Here is an 18,876-nt window from a genome sequence, read left to right as displayed (position 1 = left end):
CGCCGAAACTGGCCTAGGCTAGCTTGAATTTTCTCACCATGGCGCTTAGCTGTTGATTGGCGGCCGACAGGCTCTGGGTGCTTTCCAGTGTCTGCTGGCCGTTTTGCAGCAGGGTCTGGGCCATCGCCTCTATGGTGTGCATGTTTTGGCTGATCTCGGCCGTTACCACACTCTGCTGCTCTGAGGCGCTGGCGATCTGGCCGCCCAGGTCGTTGAGCTCGGCGATGGAGTCGGTGACGGCGCCCAGATTTGAGGTGACGCGGGCGGTATTTTGGGTGACTTGCTGGCAGCTGTTTTGGGTTTCCAGCATCAGCTGCTCTGCGGTGTCGGCGTCGCGTCTCAGGGTGGTGAGGATCTGCTCTATCTGTGTGGTGCAGGACTGGGTGCGAGAGGCGAGTGAGCGCACCTCATCGGCCACCACGGCAAAACCGCGTCCCTGCTCGCCGGCCCGGGCCGCCTCGATGGCGGCATTAAGTGCCAGCAGGTTGGTTTGATCGGCGATCTCCTTGATCACCCCCAATACCGAGATGATCTGATTGGTGTTCTCGCTCATGGTGTGAATGCTCTGGCTGGCCGAGTTCATCTCGTTCGCCAGTGCCTGGACGCTGCCGGCAGCATCCGAGACGGTGAGGGTCGAGGTCTTGGCCTCTTCGTTGGCCTGATGCGTGCTGGCGGCCATCTTGCCCGCGCTCTGGGCCACGGCGTCTGCCGAGGCATTCATCTGGCTGATGGCGGTGACCACAAGCTCTGTCTCGCTGCTGTGTTTACTCAGCGCCTGACGATTGTTTTCCGAGTGGCTGTCGAGTTGGCCTATCCCCTGGGTGATCTTCTGTGAGGCGTGGGAGATCTCCAGCATCATGGCCTGCAGGTAGCCGATGAAGCTGTTAACCGAGTGGCCGATGGCCGCCAGTTCATCCTTGCTGGTGATGGCCAATCTGGAGGTGAGGTCGGCGTCGCCGGTGGAGAGGGTGTCGATGCGGTTTTTCAGCATCACCATGTCGGCGATGATCTTGTTGAGCAGGAATACGCAAAACGCCAGTGCGATGATGATAAGCAGGCTGGCAATGGCGATGCTGCGGTAAATTTTCTGTTTGAATATCGCCTCAGTACCGGCGGTGAGCCTCTGTTCGATGGCGCTGATGTTGGACTCATAGGTGCCGGTGCCTATCACCCAGCCCCACTCGGGGAGGATCTTTCTGACATAGGCGATCTGCGTCTCTTGGCTGTGGGTCTTAGGGTCGGTGACAGGTAAGGCGACGAAGGCATCCGCTTGGTTGCCGAGTGCCTGTTTCGCCTTGGCGGCGTTTGGCGTGATTCGCCCTATTTGAGATGACTGCGAGTGGGCTAATATCTTGCCGTCACTGTCCTGTACCCAGAAGTGGCCGTCTTCGCCAAACTTGGCCGCCAGCACGGTCTGCAGTGCACTATTGAGTTTGTCTTGTTTCAATGTGCTGACATATTCCCCGGTGGCGATCACCAGATTGAGCGGCTCGAAGTAGAAGGAGGCCGAGAGTTTCTCTTCCACTTGACCGGTCGAGGGATTGGAGAAGAAGTAGCTGGTAAAGCCTATGGGTTTGGACTTAGCGGCGGCGACTATGTCCCGGGCATAGTAGTTACCCTTCTCGTCCAGGGCGTCGCGGCTGTTACCCATGGAGACGCCGCCCATGCCGGACGCCTCATTCTCCAGGGTGTCGGCGTTGTAGGCAAACAGGTAGCGGCCGTTACCCCATTGATACTCATTGAGGAAGGTGTAGACCATCATGGCGGCATCGTCGGTGAGGTTGTTCTCGTACATGCGATTAATGACATCGCGGAACATCTTTATCTCATCCCCCAGCGCCTGCTTGATGTTGGCTTCTCGGGATTGTTGGTAGAAGTCGTTGACGGAGCGGCTTAGGGTGTCGACTTGGCCGATGAGGTTCTGTTTGATGAGGGCTTCAACCTGTTGGTTGATGTTGCTTTGTTCCTGCTTCAGGACTTCTTGCGCGATGATATAGGTGTTGATGATAAACAAGCCCGATACCGCGACAAGTAAAGCACCTACTAATATGATTAGTTTAGCTTTTATTGTTATTTTCATAAAAACCAGCCTAAGACAATTTTGACTAGATATAAGAAAAATCTAATGGATATTAAGTGGCAAAATTAACCCAAAGGCAATCTGGTGTTTACAGAAGCGTGATGTGGATGCAACTTGTTTGGCGCAAATGAGAGTTGATTAACAGATATGGCCAAGAGGTGAGGTAAGTGGCATTTAAGCTGAATCTAACTGATTGGCTAGATTAGTAAATATGGCTAGACCTATAGGATAAGAGAAGAAATGCAGGCATGAAAAAGGGAAGCCTAGGCTCCCCTTTAGTGTCGTGTCTTAATCTCAGCTTCTCTATTTACTTATAGAAAGCTTCGATGGTGCCTTTGACTGTCATCATCAGCGGTTGGCCGTGACGGTCTAGGGCTTTAGGGCTAGGGATCTTCACCCAGCCTTCACTGATGCAATACTCTTCGACGTTGAAGCGCTCTTTGCCGTTAACGAGAATGCCGATGTCGTGCTCGAAGTAGTCGGCCACATGGTGTGGGCTACGTGGATTGACAGATAGGCGATCGGGCAATGCAGGTAGTGATTTAGTGTCAGTCATAGTGGTTATCTTCAATCAAAAAAGTTGTGCGCTATTGTAGGCAATAGTGTTGGTGGGCTCAAGAAATAACAGGTGGTAGGCGAAACCGCGAGGAGCAGGGTTGATTGTTCGCCTTGAGTTTTTGTGTCTGGGCTGGAAAAATGGCCTGCCTGTTTACTATCGCCGCCCACATTTTGAGGATTTTGTCGCCATGAATGAAGCGATCGTCATCGCCTTACCTTCGCTGATCCACCGTATCGGCCGGGAGCGGGTGACTCAGGCGCAGACCCTGGCGGTGGAATTTGGCTGCGGCCTGAAGCGGGTGCGGCGTTCGCGCAACTGGCAACTGACTGGCGGCGCTGTGGATGTGCAATCCTTTACCCTGACGCTTAAGCAGTGTCAGCCGGCGATGGCGCCCTATCTGATCGCTAAGCTCGAGGCGGGTCTGTTGCTGCATGCCGACAAGCTAGAACCCTTGCCCGTCAAGTTGGTGCGCCTGATCCGCGAGACCCCGGGCATCACCCTAGGGGAGCTGATGGAGCAGACCAAGTGCACCATTATCGAGGCGCGCCAGGCCAGGTTCGATGCCGATAGCTAAGGCAAGTTTTTAATTTAGAAACAAGGGGGATAGCCTATTTGGCTATCCCCTTGTGATTATGGATCAGACTAAAAGGCGCTAGGCGCTCAGTCTGCGCCAGGCGCCGCCCATCAGGGTGAAGATGAAGGTGAACAGCTTGTAGGTGAGCCAACAGAAAAAGATAAAGCCACCGATCATCAGCACCCAGACCATCACCTCTACCGTGGTCGAAGGTTTCTTCTTGGCCTTGTCTGTCGCTTTTTCTGTTTTCTCATCTGCCTGCTCGCTGGCCGCGGTTTGGCTGCTTTGCTCTGGCTCTGAGGCCTTAGTGCTCGCCTTGCCGTCATCTGCGCTGCTGGTGTCGGCTGTGACCGCCTTGCCATCGATCGATTGCAGGATGACGCCGAATTGGTTCTGATTGTGGTCCAGCCTGACCTTGAGATTACGGGTCTTATAACCCTTCTCGCTAACTTCTAGCTGGTAGTCTCCGGCGGCCAGTGGCATGCCGAACTCATATTTGGGCCCTATGTTCATCACCCTGACCTTTGCCGTGGTCGGCTGGGTCACTATCTCCAGCGGGAAGCTCTTACGGCCCTTCTCCCAGAAGGTGAGGGTTGCAATGTTGCGGCGTTTGGCCTGAACATAGACTTTGCGAGTGATGGCCTGCTTCTTCTTGTCCTTAGGGCTGGCCTTGAGCCAATAGGTGCCGGGCGCCAGATAGGCGCGGCGGCTGATCGCTATCCCGGTGCCATTGGCCTGGCGCGACAGGGTCGCCTTGTCGAGATCTGGGTTGCGGCCCAGGTCCAGCAGGCCAGCATTCTGGTTGGTGCTCACCAGTTGATATTGGTTACTCTCTACCTGTGCGATCAGGTGTGACAGCCCCGGTAGCTGAGCCAGTTCACCGGCGAAGGCCTCGAAGATGCCATCTTCAATCTTGTCTTTGATCTTCTGTTTCAGATCGGCGTGGGCGATCTCGGGGGCGAGGATCAGTAGCAGCGCCGCACAGCAAGGTAAAATCCATTTATTCATCTGAACCTCCGATGATCTGCAGCAGTCCTGCGGCCAGTTCTGGGGCGGCATCGCCCAGTAGGTCGATGATCATCAATACTGTATCGGTATCGCCGTGGTTGACGATATAGTCGCGGATCATGGCATCGACCATCTCTTTGTTTTGCTTGTAAAGCTCCTCACCGCTGCTCTTGATCAGCTCATCGAGCGCCTCGCCTCTGAGGGCATCTTCGAGCTTCTGGGCTAGTTGGTTCGAAGTCTCCGTCTGGCGTTTGACCTCAAATGCGGTCTGATTATTAAACTCGATCGTATGGTCGTTAATCTGCGCCTCCTTGATGCCCATCATCTGGGCAAACAGGGAGCTGATGTTGGAGAGGGCGACCACGTCGAAGATATTTTTTTCGATCTCTGCTTTTTCCGGCATCTTTTGTTTGCTGGGTCGGCTAACGTTACAGATGTTGGCATCTGGGAAGCATCTATATTCTCCCTTGGCTGCCTCGACGCCGTCTATCACAAGACGCCATTCGAAGACCAGGCCAAAGACCAGCCAGAGAATATTACCGCCGGGATATTGGGTATCTCCCATGGTAATGGTCTCGTGCCTGAGTTCGCCAGTCCATACGCCGGATGAGCGTTTACCGTTTTGTTCGTTGAGGGACTGCATGTAAGTGAACTCCAGGCTGACTTCAGGTTGTTTAAACCCTATGTCGCTATGTGGAGTGAACTGCACCAGCTCGTCGCCAAGGAAGCGTTTCTTGCCCTGGTTCAGCACGCTGGCAAGCTGTTTCTCGATGATTCTGCCGGCAACCTGGGGCTCGGGGTAGGTGAAGCGCAGGTGCTCCGGCGTCTTGAGCAGTTGAGCCTCAAAGGCATCGGGCTCGGCCTTCTGCTCGGCGCGCGCCTTGCGATTGGCGTAGTAACGTTGCATGAAATACTGCGGGTCTAAGCCACTCCAGCCGCCGACGAGCAAATTAATGTCTATGTCGCTAACCGGTTTGGTGCAGTTCATGTGCGTGGCTTTTACGCTGATCTGTGAATGACCCGTCTTGATCACCTTATGCAGCATGTCGAGGAATTCGGCGTTGAGTCCTCGCTCGGCCCAGCCCTTGCGGTACATCTCGAGCTTCAGGCGCCCACGCTGATCGATAGACTGCATGGCGACATCCGCCTTCTTGATAAAGCCGGTGCAGTGGGCACGTCTGAGGGGATTGCTGCGTGCCCAGGTTAAGAAGTCGCGGTAGCCTGCCTTGGTGTCTGTGCTGACGGCCTCCTGCCAGCGCTTATCGGTATGGCGGTGGCGAGACAGGTAGGCGGTGAGCCAGACGAGCAGTAGCAAGGTGCCTAAGAATTTGCTTACTCCCTGAAAGCGCGGCGCGTAGGGGAACTGCTTGCTGAGGGATTTCTCTGTGGCCTTGCTCATGGGGAAGCTGGTCTGATAATCCAGCGACAGCAGTACAGGCTTGGCCAGTGCCTTGATGGGCAGCAGGCGGTTCTCTTCCCAGGCGAACACGGTTTGTACCTTGCTCTTGTAGGTAAAGGTCTTGTCTGTGTAGATCTGATATTTTACCGAGCCGAAGGCGATCACCACAAACCAAGAGGCGGCGCCTATCATCAGGTAACGGGCGAGTCGTCTTAGCTTGAGTCGCCAAATCGAGTCGGGTTTAGACTTGCTGAGCTTGCGAATAAACATCCATGCCACAAAACAGCCAAGAATGATCAGTTTTATCATTATCTCTTCCGTGTCCGAGCTGAGGTGTCATGGCGCGAGTTGGACTGAGTGATAGATTCGATGCGCCACGAACTGGGGTTACTTTTGTTAAAAACTATACCTATAGCCGCGGCGAAAAGAAACCTAAGCATTAGCCTAAGTGTGTGATTAATCACAGAAGATTAACATTGCTGTCATTAAGGTCTCGGCTTGGTGGCCTGTATTGCCGAACGAATGAAGGGGTGATGCAAAGAGGCAATGATGAAGGTTGTGAGGATGGTTTTAGAGATAGGAGCTGGGTGGGTTAGAAGATTATCTGCCCGCCACATCCTGACTTAGCACCTTTCGCTGAAACGGCAATGGCAAAGCAGATTTTCTCTTGATGTTAAGAGCGGCGTTAAGAGAGGCGTTAAGAGCGCTGCTAAGATTCAGTATAAAGAGCCTAGCCCAAAGCGAGATTGGACAGCGCAGGCCGAGTGATTTAGCTTGAAGCCTATCTTTTTTGCTCCTTAGGGCAAGCCAATCATTTGGCTCGGCTCAAATTGGGGAGAAACCAGCTGAAAGCATTCGGTGAAGAGGGAACGGACTATGTGTGGTCGACTCAACGTGATAAGCGATCCCCTGTGCGACTGGGTGTCGGGTCAGCTGGGGATCAAGTTTCATAGCGAGACCAATAACGACCTTAGGCCCACCCAGCAACTTGGGACCATAGCGCTGGACGGCGGCGCACTGCAGCAGGTGGATGCCAGCTGGGGGATTAAGCCTGATTGGGCCAAGCGGCTGATGATCAATGCCCAGGCCGAGACGGTGAGACAGAAGCGCACCTTTGCCCAGGCCTTTGCCCAGCATAGGGCTGTGGTGCCCTGTAGCGGTTGGTATGAGTGGCAGCAGGCAGGCGGCGCCAAGCAGAAGTATCTGTTTCAAGGCCGTGACGGACAGCCGCTCTTGATGGCGGGAATCCTCTATCCTCAGATTGATGGCAGCCATGCGCTGGTGACCCTTACCACTAAGCCGGTTACTAGCTGCGCGCCCTATCATCATCGCATGCCGCTGCTTATCGAGCCCCAGGCGCTGGATTTCTGGTTTCACTCACAGCCCCATGAGCTGGACGCGCTGCTGATAGCCTCCGAGACTCCTTTATCGATCCAAGCCTGCTAGGGGCCACATCAGCTGGCGTCGACCAGAGGCTAGCTTTCATGGTCTAGATGAAGCTGCAGCCAGAGTTCTAAGAGTGTCACCTGCCACAGACGTGAGCCGAAGCGAGTGAGTTGTTGCTCAGGGCTAGCGAGCATGGCGTCGATATAGTCCATATTGAAGATTCCCCTTGCTCTGGCCTGTGGACGGGCAAAGACCTCTTTAGCGAGAGCCAGGTAAGGCCCCTGCATGTTACGCAGCCCGGGCACAGGAAAGTAGCCCTTAGGTCTGTCTATTACCTGATGGGGGATGATGCGTCTGGCGACCTGTTTGAGTAGGTATTTGCCGCCCTCCTTGAGCTTGAGATCGAAGGGGATGCGACTGGCCAGTTCGACCAGCTCATGGTCTAAGAAGGGAACTCTGGCTTCGAGCCCGAAGGCCATGGTCATGTTATCGACCCGCTTAACCGGGTCGTCGACTAACATCACCCGAGTATCCAACATCAGGGTCTTGTCGATGGCAGTTTCGGCCGGGCAATGGGCGAAGTAGCGCCGTACGTAATCGCCTGCATGATCGCCATCGAGGAGCGGCTCGGCGACCAGCTGCTGGTATTCTGGATATTGCCAGGAGAAGTAGGCGTCTTGATAGGTTTGTGCCTCATCTTCCGCGGTGGCGTCGACCATAGGAGGATACCAGTGATAACCGCCAAAGACCTCATCGGCCCCTTGGCCACTCTGAACCACCTTGACGTGTTGACTAACAGTTTTAGAGAGCAGATAGAAGCCGATGACATCGTGAGACACCATGGGCTCAGACATCGCCATCACGCAGTCGGGCAGATGAGAGATAAGCTCACTATGACTGACCACTATCTTTTGATGTCGAGTCTGGTAATGCTCGGCGATCAGATCTGAGTATTTGAATTCATTACCTTGCTCGTCTGCGACATCATCAAAGCCGATAGAGAAGGTATGGATCTCTTTTTGACCCAGCTCGTGCAACAAGCCCACGATCAATGATGAATCTAAGCCGCCGGAGAGGAGCACTCCAACAGGTACGTCGGCTTCTAAACGGCGCTTGGCGCTGTCAAACAGCTTCTGTTCCAGTTGTTGAGACCAGGTCTCCTCGGTTTCCGTCTCAAGGCTAGAGCCTGGTGAGAGGTGCCAGTAGGACTGGTGGTCAACCTGGCCGTCGGGTCTCACCAGCATCCAATGTGCCGCCTCGAGTTTATGGATCTGCTTAAACAAGGTTTTGTCGCCGACGATGGCGCGAAAACAGAGATAGTGGTTGAGAGACTGGGGGTCTATCTCTGTATCGGCGACCGGATGACGCAAGAGGGCGGGTAAGCTGGAGGCAAATACCAGACTGTGGCCATCTTTGAAGTAGTAGAGAGGCTTGATGCCCAACCTGTCTCTGGCGATAAAGAGCCGTCCTGTATCACGCTCATGAATGGCAAAGGCAAACATGCCATTGAATTTTTCGACACATTGGCGACCCCAATGGGCATAGGCCTTGAGTATTACCTCGCTGTCGCTGTGGGAGAAAAAGTGGTAGCCCAACTCAGACAGTTCGGCCCGTAATGCGCGGTAGTTGTAGATACAGCCGTTGAATACCAGGGTAAGCCCGAGTTCGGCGTCGACCATAGGCTGGGCGCCATGTTCACTCAGGTCGATGATCTTTAGTCGCCTGTGGCCCAGACAGCATGGTCCTAGGCTATAGAGGCCCTGTCCGTCTGGTCCCCTTGGCGCCAGTTTATCCAGCATGGCGGCGACTTGGTCGACCTTGGCGCTAGTGGTAAAAGAGAGTTCTCCGGCAATCCCGCACATAGTCACTCCTACTAACTCGAATTTAATATCAGTTATAACTATTTACCTTAGTGAAACTCACTGGCTTCTCAAGTGAAATCAATGAAAAAGAGGCGAATCATTTTATTGTCTTACCGAGGGCAAATTGGCGGGGGCAATATGAGCAGAGGCTGCTACACTTTTAAACAAGTTAAAAATTTGTTCACTCAACAATTAATGAAGGACTTATGAAAATAGCTATCCTGACAACTAATCAGGTCGACGATGACAACAGATTGGTTGAAGTAGCTCGCGCCAAGGGACATGACGCCTTTCTGCTCGATCTGCGCCAAATTAGTATTGAGTTGCTCCCCAGTAATCCAGAAATTTACTATCAAAATGAAGTTATTACGAATCAATTCGATATTGTGATCCCCAGATTAAATGTTTCCTATACCGATTTCGGTATCAATATCTTGCAGCAATTTATCTGTGCCGGGATCTATGTCAGCGAATCGCCAGAGGCCCTGCGCCTGGGTCGGGACAAGCTTAAGTGTTTGCAATATCTCTTGAGTAAGGACTTGCCATTTCCGGCGACTGCCATTGCCTATACCCCAGAATATTTAGAGACGCTGGTCGGCCATCTAAAGTTGCCGCTGGTGGTAAAGTTGATCGAGAGCACCGAGGGTACTGGAGTATTTTTAGCTAAAACTAAAAAGGAGGTCGATAACCTATGTAAGACCTTCTCTCTGGCAGGGGTTAGCTATCAAATACAGGAGTTTATAGCCGAGGCTGCTGGGCAAGATATTCGTGCGTTTGTGGTGGGGGATAGGGTGGTTTCCGCGATGCAGAGGGAGTCCCAGGACGATGATTTTAGAGCCAATGTCTCTCTCGGTGCTCACTCGGCCGCCGTGCAGTTGACACCAGAAGAGGAGCAGGTGGTGTTAAGGGCGACCCAAAGCATAGGCGTCAATATTGCTGGCGTCGACTTTGTGCGTTCTTCTCGTGGGCCTCTGCTGCTGGAGATCAATGTCTCCCCCGACTTTACCGGTAAACAGGGCCTGGAAACCGTGACTAACTGTAATATTGCCGCCGCCATCATCGACTATACCCTGAGTGAGGCCAAGGGCTTCTATCGACATCAGAGGTTAATGGCTAGCCGGGTGCGACGGGAGGAAGATCTGCTATGTGCCGATGGCTAGCCTATTCGGGGCGCCCCATTTTTTTGGATACCTTAGTGACACAGCCGAGTCACTCGCTAGTGGCGCAGAGTCTAAACAGTGAGTTGAACATTAGCCCTGCGGGCGTATTGCTCAGCACCAATGGCGATGGTTTTGGGATCGGCTGGTATAACAGACGTGCCGAGCCAGGCGTGTTTCGCGATGATAAACCCGCCTGGCATGATGAGAATCTGAAAAATCTTTGCCATCAGGTGGAGTCGCATATTTTCTTTGCCCACATTCGGGCCACTACCACTGGCGATGTGCAACGCACTAACTGTCACCCGTTTCAATTTAAAAACTGGCTGTTTCAGCACAATGGTCATGTCAGCGATTTTGAGAAGATCCGCCGAGAACTCCAGCTGGATATCGCACCCGAGTTGTATCCCTATCTGAGGGGGACTACCGACAGTGAGACTTTTTTTATGTTGGCTCTCACCTATGGTTTGCAAGAAAACCCTAAGTTGGCGCTGCAAAAAATGGTCGAGCGAGTGCTGCAGGCCCTGGAGCGGGTTAATCCTAAGGGAGTGTTGAATCTATCTTGTGCACTCTCCGATGGTGACAGGCTCTATACCCTAAGGTTTTCCCATAATGAGGAGGCGATGACCCAGTTTTACTCGTCGGATACCGAGTGCATCCAAGATTTTGATGATCAATTTGAGCTGATGCCACAGGGAAGTATTGTTGTGGTTTCGGAACCTTTGGATAAGGCCAGTGATAAGTGGAAACCTATCCCAGCCAACACCTTTGCGACCATAGAAGCGAATCAGGTGAGTAGCGAAACCTTCTTATGATGGGTCAGATGTCGCTCTATCCTCTGTGTGCCCAGCGGCTAGAGGCCTAGAGAAAGGCTTCCGCAGTTCCCTTGAGATAGCCAATTGATCTGAATCAATGCCACTTCTTTCATAAGTGGTCAGTATATTAGGCAGTTTAGATGTGCGGCCAGAGGAGGCTCGAGTGACAGAAGCTAAGGAGGCGGATGCTAAGCTGATTCGGCTGCTAAAGACCTGTATCGTCATCGGGCTTTGCCTGATTTTGCTGGGGATCTATCTGCACAACTTTAGTGAAACCATGGAGGCCATGGGGGTGACCGGCATTATCATCAGCGCCGTCTGTGTGGCCTTCGGCATGGTGCTCTCACTGCCCACTAAGATGTACCTCACCTTTATCCTGGTTAAGCGCGAAGCCGAAAATCGGGACAATTAAGCCTGCCAATTTGTCCTTACCGTTACCTTAACGTTATCTAGCTCAAGGCCATTTCGGCTAATTGTTCGATTCTTATATATAGTTAGCAAAAGCTTAATTTAATAGTTAGTTTTTGGTACAAGGTTAAGGTTTTGAAAGGCAAGGTAATTTATACTATGCCGAAAATGGGCCATTTAGCTGGCCATCTTGATTAATCTGGATGAGTAAAATATATCGCCGTTATGGATAGAGATGCCCCTCAGGAAGCTAAGCTGACCTACGCTAAATACAAGAAGAGCATGCTCTATTCGTTGCTGCTCCTGCTGTTCCTGTCTGCCGTATTGTCAATTGTCTATCTGATGACTAGCAGCAATATCTCCCGCGAACGTGAGATGCGCCAATATGCCGAGCTTGGCAACATGCAGGCTAGCCTACTCACAGAACTCAATATCGTCGGCACTGACTTGGCCTATTATGCTCACAGTGAACTGGCCGTCTCGACCCTGGAGGATAAAGATCCTAAGGCTAAGCGCTATCTCACCTCGCTGATGTTCCAGATAGGTAATCTCTATAAACATTACGATCAGATCCGCCTGCTTGATGACAGGGGCGATGAGGTGATCCGTATCGATCAGCTGCGGGATAACAGCCTCCAATTGGTGCCGGACGAGGCGTTGCAGAATAAGGCGGACCGCTACTATTTCCGTGAGCTTGCCGGGCTCAAACCCGAAGAGATCTACGCCTCGCCGTTCGATCTCAATGTGGAGCATGGAGAGGTGGAGCAGCCTCTTAAGCCCACCATACGTTTCGCCACGCCCATCTACAGCATGGCGGGGGATTTTATCGGCGCCGGGGTGATCAATTATAAGGGCAAAGATCTTTTGCAGATCATCGACGATCTGAATGTGCATGAGGGTGACAGGGTCTATCTGCTGAATCACAAAGGTTTCTATCTCAAGGGTGATCAGCCGGACAAGGAGTGGCGTTTCATGTTCCCCGAACGTGAGCAGCTGGGCTTTGACAGTGACTACCCTACAGCCTGGCGACGCATGCAGCAGTCGGAGCTGGGCAAGGTGGTGACGGACGATGGCGAGTACTATTTCAGCCGCTTCAAGCTTGCGCCCCATTCGCTGTTTAATATAGTGAATAGGGAGAGCGCCTACCTGGTGATGTTTGTGCCCGAGAGTACGATTGAGGCTGCTCAGCAAAATCTGACTAATAGTGCTCTCATCGCCTTTTTATTGGTGTCACCCATGTTTATCTTCCTGGCTTATAAATTGGCTGGCGCTCAGGTTGAGCAGCAGCGCCTGTTTAGTCAGCTTACCTTCGATGCCCGCCACGATGCCCTGACTGGCCTGTATAACCGCAGCGCCATCATAGAGTATCTGGGCAAGAGCATCAGCCGCAGCCGACGTCAAAAGGCGCAGCTGGCGGTGAGCTTTATCGACGTGAACGATCTGAAGAAGACTAATGATCTGCACGGTCATGAGGCGGGGGACGATCTGCTCAAGGGCGTGGCTAGCGTGATCAACATGTCGATCCGCGACGGTGACTTTGCTGCCCGCATCGGCGGCGATGAGTTTCTCATCGTCTTCGTGGACTGCGACGGCAGCTGCGCCAGCGAGATCATGGAGCGGATCCAGGCCGCCTATGGCGTCATGGGGCTTGGCAAGACGGGTAAGGAGTGGAGCCTGAGCTTCGGCTGCACCCAGCTGCTGCATGAGACCGACGATGTGGACAGCATCATAGAGCGGGCCGACAGCCTGATGTATGAACACAAGACGGGGCAGAAGAACCAGCTGCTGCCTTAATCCGCTCTACTCATCTGTTTCTCTTATTTTATCTATTTTCTAAATTAACCACCGGCGCGGCGCTGCTTCTTCGTCGCCCCGGTGGTTAATTCGGCCCATTTGGCCTTTTTCGGTAATTAACCCAAGACTAATGGGGCAAAAACACCGATAATTCCCCTCAATTGTCTCATTTTCAAATAAAGCATGCTGGCCCAAGGGTACAGGCGCGCAGTGGAAACCACCCCATGGAAATCAAAGTTAATTTTCTCGATAACCTCAGACTCGAAGCCAAATTCGACGATTTTACCGTCACCGCCGATCAGCCGATCCGCTACAAGGGTGATGGCTCGGCGCCTAGCCCCTTTGATTATTTCCTGGCGTCGTCGGCTCTGTGTGCGGCCTATTTCGTAAAGGTCTACTGTAAGGCGCGCGATATCTCGACCGACAATATTCGTCTGTCTCAGAACAACATTGTCGACCCGGAAGATCGCTATAACCAGATCTTCCAGATCCAGGTCGAGCTGCCCGACGATATTTCCGACAAAGATCGCGAGGGGATCCTGCGCTCCATCGACCGTTGTACCGTGAAGAAGGTGGTGCAGACAGGCCCAGAATTTAAGATTGAGACGGTAGAAAACCTGGACGCCGATGCCAACGCCATGTTGATGGGTCAGCCTGAAGGTGACAGCAGCACCTATATTCTGGGTAAAGATCTGCCGCTTGAGCAGACCATCGCCAACATGACGGAGATCCTGGCTGGACTCGGGATGAAGATAGAGATCTCCTCCTGGCGTAACATAGTGCCCAACGTCTGGTCGCTGCATATTCGTGATGCGGCCTCGCCCATGTGCTTCACCAATGGTAAAGGCGCGAGCAAGGAGAGTGCCCTCTGTTCGGCCCTGGGCGAGTTTATCGAGCGTCTGAACTGCAACTTCTTCTACAACGATCAGTTCTTCGGCCTGGATATCGCAAACAGCGAGTTTGTGCACTACCCCAACGAGAAGTGGTTCGCCCTCACCGATGATGACTCGCTGCCTGAAGGCATGCTGGACGATTACAGCCTGGAGATCTATAACCCGGATGGCGAGCTTTGCGGCTCGCACCTGATCGATACCAACTCGGGCAATATTGAGCGCGGTATCTGTACCATCCCCTACAAGCGCCGCTCGGACGGTGAGACCGTCTATTTCCCATCGAACTTGATCGAGAACCTGTTCCTCAGTAACGGCATGAGTGCGGGCAACAACCTGCAGGAGGCCGAGGTACAGTGTTTGTCGGAGATCTTCGAGCGCGCGGTGAAGCGTCAGATTATCGAGCAGGAGATAGTGCTGCCGGACGTGCCTATGGCCGTGCTGGAGAAGTACCCTAGCATTCTTGCCGGTATCAAGGGACTCGAGGAGCAAGGCTTCCCAGTAGTCGTGAGAGACGCCTCCCTCGGCGGTCAATTCCCCGTGATGTGTGTGACCCTGATGAACCCTAAGACAGGCGGCGTGTTCGCCTCCTTCGGTGCGCACCCAAGCTTCGAGGTGGCGCTGGAGCGCAGCCTGACCGAGCTTTTGCAGGGCCGCAGCTTCGAGGGACTTAACGATGTGCCTAAGCCGACCTTTAACAGTATGGCGGTAAGCGAGCCAGAGAACTTCGTCGAGCACTTTATCGACTCGACCGGGGTGATCTCCTGGCGCTTCTTCAGCAACAAGGCGGACTATGCGTTCTGCGAGTGGGACTTCTCCGGCACCAACGAGGAGGAGGCCAAGGGGCTGTTCGGCATCTTGGAGAGCCTGGGCAAGGAGGTCTATGTCGCCGAGTTTGAAGAGCTTGGCGCGTCTGCCTGTCGCATCCTGGTGCCTGATTACTCTGAGGTTTATCCTGTGGACGACCTCATCTGGGACAACACCAACAAGGCGCTGGACTATCGTGAAGATATCCTCAACCTGCACAGGCTGAGCGATGATGAGCTTGCCGATCTGGTCAATCGTCTGGAAGAGAGTCAGCTGGATAACTACACGGATATCCGCACCCTGATCGGCATCGTCTTCGACGAAAACACCGTGTGGGGACAGCTGACCATTATCGAGCTGAAGATCCTCATCTATCTGGCCCTGGGCGCTCACGAAGAGGCGCTTGAGCTGGTGGAAGACTTCCTGCAGTTCAACGACAACACGGTTCAGCGCGGTCTCTTCTACCAGGCGATGAGCGCGGTGCTCGAGGTGACTCTGGATGAGGAGCTCGAGCTTGAGGACTTTATCGGTAACTTTACCCGCATGTTTGGTGAAGAGGTGATGGCTCAGGTGGTTGGTTCGGTGAACGGCGAGGTGCGTTTCTCAGGCCTTACCGAGACCAGCATGGCGCTTGAAGGCATAGAGCCGCATCTGCGTCTTATCGAGAGCTACAAGAAGTTGCATCAGGCCCGTAAAATTAAAGCCGGACTTTAACCTTTAATACTGTGAGTTACAGATATTGAGTTACAGATAACGAGTTAAAAAAGCGAGCCTTGGTGCTCGCTTTTTTGTGCTTGCTGTTTGGTGCTCGCTTTTGGGTGTCGGTTAGCCGAGCCTGGCCGAGCCGTTAGCCGTTAGCCGTTAGCCTTGGCGCAGGCGGCTGCCTTTTGTTGCTGCACCTCTGGGCGCTTGTCTTGCATCGCCTTGAGGATCAACTCGTTACAGCGCTTCTGCGCTCTTTGCTGCTCGCTGCGCAAGCTTGGCTCGCCTATATGGGCGATCATCGGCTTATAGCTGAGGGAGGCGTTACAGTACATGGTCGACAGGCGTCTGCCGTGTTGATTGAGATCGTCATGCCTGGAGAGCTGCTTACATAGACTGCTGAACAAGCGCTTGGCCTTGCGGGTGCAGTAGGCATATTGGGTGACGTCTTGTTTGATGTCGGCGCAGACGCTCTGCTCCCGGATTCGCCACAGCTGATGTTGAAAGCCGATGGCCGTGTCTTCATACACCAGACGCTGGCTGACAAGGCGGGTGTTGGCGGCATCTTCATAGCTGGCGACAATGTTGCTGCTGACCATTTCCAGATAGGCGGCAAACAGCTGGGAGATAGGGTCCATGACTCGTCCTTAAGTGGTTAACCTTAGCCATTTCCTTGCTAAGGGCTTTTGTGATCAGATACTTGGCCTATGAATTAGGCGGCGACATTTTATGCGATTTAGCGTCTCAGGGCTAGTGATTAGCCACAGGATAAAGCATTTGCATCTACACTTTGGGCAAGTATCTGCTTTGCCGGGAGTCAGCTATGCCAATCAAAGCTTTGCGATTAAAAGCTATGCAATTAAAAGCCACGCGATTAAAAGCCAAGCTACTACAAGCCAGGCTACTACAAGCCAGTGCTCTGTTGGGGACGAGCCTGAATCTTGTCGCCATGGCGGCGCCCTATAACGCCATCAATGAGTCGATAGACGATGGGTTTGTCGAGGCCGGAGATATATTGGTGATTGCCATTCCGGCGACCGGATACCTGGCGTCCTGGCTCTATGATGACTTTGAGGGCGCCAAGCAGCTGACCTTCTCTGTGCTCACGACCCAGCTTATCGTCGAGGCGACCAAGAGCACTGTGGGGCGCTATCGACCCAACTCAAATGTGGCGGGTGGAAGTTATAAGTCTTTTCCCTCTGGCCACTCCGCCGGGGCCTTCTCTGGTGCCGCCTTTCTGCAGTCGCGATATGGCAGCCGCTGGGGGATCCCCGCCTATCTGGGGGCCGGTGTGGTGGCCGCCAGTCGGGTGCATGGCAGACGGCACTACGCCGATGATGTGCTCGGTGGTGCGGGCATTGCCATCCTGGTTAACCAGTATTTCGTCGAGCGCTACGATAACCAAGGTCTGGCCGTATCTCTCTTTCCCAATGATGAAGGTGGGCTGCAATTTAATCTCTCTATGCCCCTGGATGGGCCCCTGAATGGCCGAGCTGGCCCGCGCGCCGAGAAGCGTGCTCAGCCTGCGGTTCATGGCCCCAAGCGTCACCGCTTTGCCGTTAATCTCGGCTTTAACATGACAGATTCTCTGGGTATGGCAGGGGCGAAAGATCTGCTGCCAGATAGTCAGCTGGTGGACGATCATCAGCCGTTTTCCTATCTTTTGTACGAGTACTTAGACTCAAGTAAGACCTCGCTACAACTCGAACTTTCGCCTAACGAGACACGCCTGTTTGGCACCCTCTCGGGGGAGTTCGAGCTGGATGGTAAGCAGTATCAGGATGGTGACTCTCTCTATCTGGCTTTCAAGCAGTGGAGCCTGGGTTCGCAATATTTCTATCGTTTCGCGCCCCAGGGGGATTGGCACTTCAAGTTAGGGGGCGGTCTCTACGCCTATTGGGTCGAGCTGGAGGTGGACTATCTGACCGGCGGTCAGTATGCCGGTGAGGGTAGCCTGGAGGTCATGCCCTCTATCGAAGGGCGAACCCGTTATCATATCGGTGGCGGACTGTCGGCCGATGCCATGGCACGTTTTCAGGCCTGGTCCGGTAATCAACTGGTCGCAGCGGAAGCCGGCCTAAGCTACGCCTTGGGAGAAGAGTGGGTGATGGGACTCAAGTATGCCTACTCAGAGGCCAAATGGGATGCGCTTAACATGGAGTATCAGACGGACTCCATAGTGCTTACGGTAGAGAATCGTTTTTAGCCTGCTATACGCAGGTGACGGATGAGTTGACCCAGAACGCAAGGTTTTATGCCTGTCTGCTTAGGGCAACTTGCGGTGTGTATGAAGTTTCAATCTCGCAAACCTTGTTGGTAGAAGCTGTTTGGTCTGGGAAAGGCAGGGGCAATGGGTTCACATCTTGGCTCACTCAGGGTAGAGTACGCGACATTGAGTAAGGCCCTTTTGCGGGCGGATGAAGATGAGAAGCAAAGTCATGAGTGATGATAAAACGGTTATCGACAACCTGGACGATCTTGCCAGCTTCCTGCTGGCGGTAGAAAACGGTGGCCTGGGACTGGAAGGGGTCGAAGGGGTTGGGATGGCGACCAATAACGCCGATGGCCGCCATTTTGTGGCCGTGTTCGACAAGAACCACAAACTCCTGCATGCCCGTTGGGTCACAGATGAAGTGTTCGAGCAGGGCAAAGAGATGGTGCGTCACGGCGTCTCTAAGCACTGAGATCTAGCGAATTAGTAAAGATAATAAAAGCCCAAGGCCTAACGCTCTGGGCTTTTTTATTTAGGCTATGATGCGACACGCTTGCCTCGTTGCTCAGCTCGAGTCACAGCATTAAGTATCAACATAGGTTAGAGTGCTAGGCCATTGACTTAGGTTTGATTTAGGGCCATTAACTCAAGGGCAAGAATCCTAAAGCTGAGTCGGTTAGAACATGAAGAGGGAGAAGTTATGCAGCGCGCGGAAGATTTCATCAATGCATTGCAGTTAGAGCAACATGTGGAAGGGGGCTATTATCGCTCCTCCTACCGGGCGGCGGAGGCCTTCGATGACAGGCGCCAGCTGTGGACTAGCATCTATTTCCTGCTGCGCACCGGCGAGGTGTCCCATTTTCATCGCCTGACCGCCGACGAGATGTGGTATTTCCATGGTGGCGAGCCACTGACCATCTATATGATCGACGGGGCGGGTGAGCTGACTACGGCTGAGCTGGGGCTGGACGTGGCCGCAGGTCAACGGCCGCAGTTTCTGGTGCCTAAAGGCTGTATCTTCGGCTCTGCCATGAATAACCCGGGCTTTTCTCTTGTGGGCTGCATGGTGTCGCCAGGCTTTACCTTCGAGGATTTCGAGCTGTTTGAGCGCCAGCCGCTGCTGGAGGCCTATCCACAGCACAAGACGATCATAGAGCGTCTGACCCGCTAATCGTGGGGGCTATTTCGAAAAGGCGCGACCCAAGCGGGCCGCGCCTTAACTC

At 53.4% G+C, this 18,876-nt stretch carries 16 protein-coding genes; 10 read left to right on the top strand and 6 right to left on the bottom strand.

Annotated features, from left to right (window positions below; genetic code table 11):
* Positions 1-13: 13 nt before the first annotated feature.
* Both SHEW_RS15750 and SHEW_RS15745 read right to left on the bottom strand, forming a co-directional pair.
* Positions 14-2,080: a methyl-accepting chemotaxis protein gene (locus SHEW_RS15750; protein WP_011866840.1), complete on the bottom strand. Its 2,067-nt coding sequence runs from the start codon at positions 2,078-2,080 to the stop codon at positions 14-16.
* Positions 2,081-2,387: 307 nt separating this feature from the next.
* Positions 2,388-2,636 (bottom strand): DUF3297 family protein, encoded by a 249-nt coding sequence (locus SHEW_RS15745; protein ID WP_011866839.1) that lies wholly within the window; start codon positions 2,634-2,636, stop codon positions 2,388-2,390.
* Positions 2,637-2,826: 190 nt separating this feature from the next.
* Here SHEW_RS15745 and SHEW_RS15740 point away from each other — a divergent pair, with 190 nt between their 5' ends.
* Entirely contained in the window at positions 2,827-3,213 is a 387-nt protein-coding gene (locus SHEW_RS15740) for a ribosome recycling factor family protein (RefSeq protein WP_011866838.1), read from the top strand.
* Between the two features lie 78 nt (positions 3,214-3,291).
* On the opposite strand, the gene SHEW_RS15735 is transcribed toward SHEW_RS15740, so the two are convergent.
* Both SHEW_RS15735 and SHEW_RS15730 read right to left on the bottom strand, forming a co-directional pair.
* Entirely contained in the window at positions 3,292-4,221 is a 930-nt protein-coding gene (locus SHEW_RS15735; RefSeq protein WP_011866837.1) for a hypothetical protein, read from the bottom strand.
* Positions 4,214-5,929 (bottom strand): hypothetical protein, encoded by a 1,716-nt coding sequence (locus tag SHEW_RS15730; RefSeq protein ID WP_011866836.1) that lies wholly within the window; start codon positions 5,927-5,929, stop codon positions 4,214-4,216. The genes SHEW_RS15735 and SHEW_RS15730 overlap by 8 nt, the downstream gene beginning before the upstream one ends.
* Positions 5,930-6,496: 567 nt before the next feature.
* Between SHEW_RS15730 and SHEW_RS15725 the strand changes: the two genes are divergently transcribed.
* A complete protein-coding gene (locus tag SHEW_RS15725) occupies positions 6,497-7,066 on the top strand; it encodes an SOS response-associated peptidase (RefSeq protein ID WP_011866835.1) in 570 nt (189 codons plus the stop codon).
* A gap of 29 nt (positions 7,067-7,095) precedes the next feature.
* Here SHEW_RS15725 and SHEW_RS15720 read toward each other — a convergent pair whose 3' ends face one another.
* On the bottom strand, positions 7,096-8,868 hold the full coding sequence (locus SHEW_RS15720; RefSeq protein ID WP_011866834.1) for an N-acetylglutaminylglutamine amidotransferase: 1,773 nt from the start codon (positions 8,866-8,868) through the stop codon (positions 7,096-7,098).
* Between the two features lie 206 nt (positions 8,869-9,074).
* Between SHEW_RS15720 and SHEW_RS15715 the strand changes: the two genes are divergently transcribed.
* From SHEW_RS15715 to SHEW_RS15695, 5 genes are all read left to right on the top strand, one after another.
* A complete protein-coding gene (locus SHEW_RS15715) occupies positions 9,075-10,028 on the top strand; it encodes an ATP-grasp domain-containing protein (protein WP_011866833.1) in 954 nt (317 codons plus the stop codon).
* A complete protein-coding gene (locus SHEW_RS15710) occupies positions 10,013-10,840 on the top strand; it encodes a class II glutamine amidotransferase (protein WP_011866832.1) in 828 nt (275 codons plus the stop codon). The genes SHEW_RS15715 and SHEW_RS15710 overlap by 16 nt, the downstream gene beginning before the upstream one ends.
* A 163-nt stretch (positions 10,841-11,003) precedes the next feature.
* A complete protein-coding gene (locus SHEW_RS15705) occupies positions 11,004-11,252 on the top strand; it encodes a hypothetical protein (RefSeq protein ID WP_011866831.1) in 249 nt (82 codons plus the stop codon).
* A gap of 221 nt (positions 11,253-11,473) precedes the next feature.
* A complete protein-coding gene (locus SHEW_RS15700) occupies positions 11,474-13,042 on the top strand; it encodes a sensor domain-containing diguanylate cyclase (RefSeq protein ID WP_011866830.1) in 1,569 nt (522 codons plus the stop codon).
* 224 nt (positions 13,043-13,266) lie between these two features.
* Complete coding sequence (locus tag SHEW_RS15695; RefSeq protein WP_011866829.1) at positions 13,267-15,453, top strand: OsmC domain/YcaO domain-containing protein; 2,187 nt, start codon at positions 13,267-13,269, stop codon at positions 15,451-15,453.
* A gap of 140 nt (positions 15,454-15,593) precedes the next feature.
* On the opposite strand, the gene SHEW_RS15690 is transcribed toward SHEW_RS15695, so the two are convergent.
* Positions 15,594-16,079, bottom strand: coding sequence for a hypothetical protein (locus SHEW_RS15690; protein WP_011866828.1), 486 nt, complete (start codon positions 16,077-16,079; stop codon positions 15,594-15,596).
* 215 nt (positions 16,080-16,294) lie between these two features.
* Between SHEW_RS15690 and SHEW_RS15685 the strand changes: the two genes are divergently transcribed.
* The 3 genes from SHEW_RS15685 (at position 16,295) to SHEW_RS15675 (ending at position 18,824) form a co-directional block, all read left to right on the top strand.
* Positions 16,295-17,647 carry a phosphatase PAP2 family protein gene (locus SHEW_RS15685; protein ID WP_049766539.1) on the top strand — a complete coding sequence of 451 codons (1,353 nt, stop codon included), beginning with the start codon at positions 16,295-16,297 and terminating at the stop codon, positions 17,645-17,647.
* 232 nt (positions 17,648-17,879) lie between these two features.
* Positions 17,880-18,125, top strand: a complete 246-nt coding sequence (locus SHEW_RS15680) for a hypothetical protein (protein WP_041407409.1) — start codon at positions 17,880-17,882, stop codon at positions 18,123-18,125.
* Positions 18,126-18,353: 228 nt separating this feature from the next.
* The gene (locus tag SHEW_RS15675) at positions 18,354-18,824 is read left to right on the top strand and encodes a cupin domain-containing protein (protein WP_011866825.1); all 471 of its coding nucleotides are present in this window, start codon (positions 18,354-18,356) and stop codon (positions 18,822-18,824) included.
* The last annotated feature ends 52 nt before the right edge of the window (positions 18,825-18,876 follow it).

This window comes from Shewanella loihica PV-4 (assembly GCF_000016065.1).
GTDB lineage: Bacteria > Pseudomonadota > Gammaproteobacteria > Enterobacterales > Shewanellaceae > Shewanella > Shewanella loihica.
The sequence above is the reverse complement of the archived record's forward strand: the minus strand, read 5'-3'. Positions and strand labels throughout refer to the sequence as shown.

What these genes read in the sequence shown, in the direction of transcription:
- SHEW_RS15750 (WP_011866840.1), bottom strand. Translation starts at nt 2,080, where the DNA reads ATGAAAATAACAATAAAAGCTAAACTAATCATATTAGTAGGTGCTTTA.
- SHEW_RS15745 (WP_011866839.1), bottom strand. Translation starts at nt 2,636, where the DNA reads ATGACTGACACTAAATCACTACCTGCATTGCCCGATCGCCTATCTGTC.
- SHEW_RS15740 (WP_011866838.1), top strand. Translation starts at nt 2,827, where the DNA reads ATGAATGAAGCGATCGTCATCGCCTTACCTTCGCTGATCCACCGTATC.
- SHEW_RS15735 (WP_011866837.1), bottom strand. Translation starts at nt 4,221, where the DNA reads ATGAATAAATGGATTTTACCTTGCTGTGCGGCGCTGCTACTGATCCTC.
- SHEW_RS15730 (WP_011866836.1), bottom strand. Translation starts at nt 5,929, where the DNA reads ATGATAAAACTGATCATTCTTGGCTGTTTTGTGGCATGGATGTTTATT.
- SHEW_RS15725 (WP_011866835.1), top strand. Translation starts at nt 6,497, where the DNA reads ATGTGTGGTCGACTCAACGTGATAAGCGATCCCCTGTGCGACTGGGTG.
- SHEW_RS15720 (WP_011866834.1), bottom strand. Translation starts at nt 8,868, where the DNA reads ATGTGCGGGATTGCCGGAGAACTCTCTTTTACCACTAGCGCCAAGGTC.
- SHEW_RS15715 (WP_011866833.1), top strand. Translation starts at nt 9,075, where the DNA reads ATGAAAATAGCTATCCTGACAACTAATCAGGTCGACGATGACAACAGA.
- SHEW_RS15710 (WP_011866832.1), top strand. Translation starts at nt 10,013, where the DNA reads ATGTGCCGATGGCTAGCCTATTCGGGGCGCCCCATTTTTTTGGATACC.
- SHEW_RS15700 (WP_011866830.1), top strand. Translation starts at nt 11,474, where the DNA reads ATGGATAGAGATGCCCCTCAGGAAGCTAAGCTGACCTACGCTAAATAC.
- SHEW_RS15695 (WP_011866829.1), top strand. Translation starts at nt 13,267, where the DNA reads ATGGAAATCAAAGTTAATTTTCTCGATAACCTCAGACTCGAAGCCAAA.
- SHEW_RS15690 (WP_011866828.1), bottom strand. Translation starts at nt 16,079, where the DNA reads ATGGACCCTATCTCCCAGCTGTTTGCCGCCTATCTGGAAATGGTCAGC.
- SHEW_RS15685 (WP_049766539.1), top strand. Translation starts at nt 16,295, where the DNA reads ATGCAATTAAAAGCCACGCGATTAAAAGCCAAGCTACTACAAGCCAGG.
- SHEW_RS15680 (WP_041407409.1), top strand. Translation starts at nt 17,880, where the DNA reads ATGAGTGATGATAAAACGGTTATCGACAACCTGGACGATCTTGCCAGC.
- SHEW_RS15675 (WP_011866825.1), top strand. Translation starts at nt 18,354, where the DNA reads ATGCAGCGCGCGGAAGATTTCATCAATGCATTGCAGTTAGAGCAACAT.